This window comes from Streptomyces sp. JK94 (assembly GCF_053613315.1).
Window position 1 is genome coordinate 1 of sequence record NZ_JBSICH010000086.1, and the last position, 2,440, is coordinate 2,440.

Sequence of the window (2,440 nt, forward strand, 5' to 3'; positions counted from 1 at the left end):
CCGACCTGCGCCTGGACGACGCCCTCGCCCTGCTCGCCGACCTCGGCTACGACGGCGTCGGCCTGACCCTCGACCACATGCACCTCGACCCGCTCGCCCCCGACCTGGCCGCCCGTACCCGCCGGGTCGCCCGCCGCCTCGACGCCCTCGGCCTGGGCGTCACGGTGGAGACCGGCGCCCGCTACGTGCTCGACCCGCGCCGCAAACACGGCCCCTCCCTGCTGGACGAGGACCCGGACGCCCGCTGGGCACGCATCCGCCTGCTGATCCGCGCCGTCCGCGTCGCCGCCGACCTCGGCGCCCACGCCGTGCACTGCTTCAGCGGCCCCACCCCGGCGGGCACCGACGAGGAGACCGCCTGGAAACGCCTCGCCGACGCCCTGGGCCCGGTGCTGGACGCGGCCGAGGACACCGGCGTGCCCCTCGCGGTGGAACCCGAACCGGGTCATCTGCTGTCCACCCTCGCCGGCTTCCACCGCCTGCGCACCGACCTCGGCGACCCCGCCCCGCTGGGCCTGACCCTGGACATCGGCCACTGCCAGTGCCTGGAGCCCGCGTCCCCCGCCGACTGCGTGCGCGACGCCGCCCCCTGGCTGCGGCACGTCCAGATCGAGGACATGCGCCGCGGCGTCCACAAGCATCTCCCCTTCGGCGACGGCGAGATCGACTTCCCGCCCGTCCTCGACGCCCTGACGGCCAGCGGCTACCAGGGCCTGACCGTCGTCGAACTGCCCCGCCACTCCCACGCGGGCCCGCACTTCGCCGAACGCTCCCTTCCGTTCCTCCGCGAGGCCGCGGCAGCGGCCCCCCGTACGAACCGCTCGGGCGAGCCTTCCGCCGCCACCCACTGAAGGGAGCCATCCCCATGACGCAGCAATCCGTCGGCCACGCCACCCCCGACCTCCGGGGCGCGGACGGCACCCCTGCCGGGCAGGACCTCCAGGGCACCACCCCCGCCCACGTCCCGCCCGTCGGCCTGCGCGCGGCCCTCTCCGCCGAACTCGGCGGAGCCGCCCGCGCCTGGCTGGACCAGGCCCTGGACGAGGCCGCCGCCCACCCCGGCGCCCACGGCCCCCTCTCCGTCTGGGAGCTGCGCCTCGCCGAGGCGGGCCGCCGCTGCGGTCCCGCCCACGCCGACGCCGCACGGGTCCTCGTCCTGCACGCGGCCCACGCGGACAGCGGCACCCTGGCCCGCGTCTACTCCCAGGGCACCGCCGACGAACGCCGCGCCGTCCTGCACGCGCTGCCCCACCTGGTGCCCGGCCCCGAGGCCCTGCCGCTCGTCGAGGACGCCCTGCGCACCAACGACACGCGGCTGGTCGCCGCCGCCCTCGGCCCCTACGCCGCCCGGCACCTCGACGCCCACCCGTGGCGCCACGCCGTGCTCAAGTGCCTGTTCACCGGCGTGCCCGTGGACGAGATCGCGGACCTCGCCCGGCGCGCCCGCGGCGACGCCGAGCTGGCCCGCATGCTCACCGACCACGCCGCCGAACGCACCGCCGCGGGCCGCCCCGTGCCCGAGGACCTGCACCGCGTCCTGGCCCTGACCGAGCCCGGGACGCCGCACAGCCCGGCCGCCCCCCACGGCAAGGAGTCCTGATGCGCATCTTCGACCCGCACATCCACATGACCTCCCGGACCACGGACGACTACGAGGCGATGTACGCCGCCGGTGTCCGGGCCGTCGTCGAGCCGTCCTTCTGGCTCGGCCAGCCCCGCACCTCGCCCGCCTCCTTCCACGACTACTTCGACGCCCTCCTGGGCTGGGAGCCCTTCCGCGCCGCCCAGTACGGCATCGCCCACCACTGCACGATCGCCCTCAACCCCAAGGAGGCGAACGATCCCCGCTGCCTGCCCGTCCTCGACGACCTGCCCCGCTACCTCGTCAAGGACCGGGTCGTGGCCGTCGGTGAGATCGGCTACGACTCGATGACACCGGCCGAGGACAGGGCCCTGGAACACCAGCTCCAGCTCGCCGCCGACCACAGCCTGCCCGCCCTCGTGCACACCCCGCACCGCGACAAGCTCGCCGGACTGCACCGCACCCTGGACGTGGTCCGCGCGTCCGCGCTGCCCGTGGACCGGGTGCTGGTGGACCACCTCAACGAGACGACCGTGCGGGTGGCCAAGGACGCCGGCTGCTGGCTCGGCTTCTCCGTCTACCCGGACACCAAGATGGACGAGGCCCGCATGGTGGTCCTCCTGCGCGAGTACGGCCCGGAGCGGGTCCTGGTGAACTCGGCCGCCGACTGGGGCAGGAGCGACCCGCTGAAAACCCGCACGGTCGGCGACCTGATGCTCGCCGAGGGTTTCACCGAGGACGACGTGGACCGGGTGCTGTGGCGCAACCCCGTCGCCTTCTACGGCCTCGGCGGACGCCTCGAACTCGACGTCACCTCGGCCGATGCCACGCACGAGGGCAACTCCGTCCTGCGCGGCG

General features: G+C 75.2%; 3 protein-coding genes. All 3 read left to right on the forward strand.

The features are described from left to right. On the forward strand, window positions 1-851 hold an 851-nt coding region (locus ACVV2G_RS33300; protein ID WP_453846492.1), incomplete at its 5' end, for a sugar phosphate isomerase/epimerase family protein. Between the two features lie 14 nt (window positions 852-865). Beyond that, window positions 866-1,600: an EboA domain-containing protein gene (locus ACVV2G_RS33305; RefSeq protein ID WP_453846493.1), complete on the forward strand. Its 735-nt coding sequence runs from the start codon at window positions 866-868 to the stop codon at window positions 1,598-1,600. Continuing rightward, the coding region (locus ACVV2G_RS33310; RefSeq protein ID WP_453846494.1) for a TatD family hydrolase at window positions 1,600-2,440 on the forward strand (841 nt) is incomplete at its 3' end. The genes ACVV2G_RS33305 and ACVV2G_RS33310, both read left to right, overlap by 1 nt.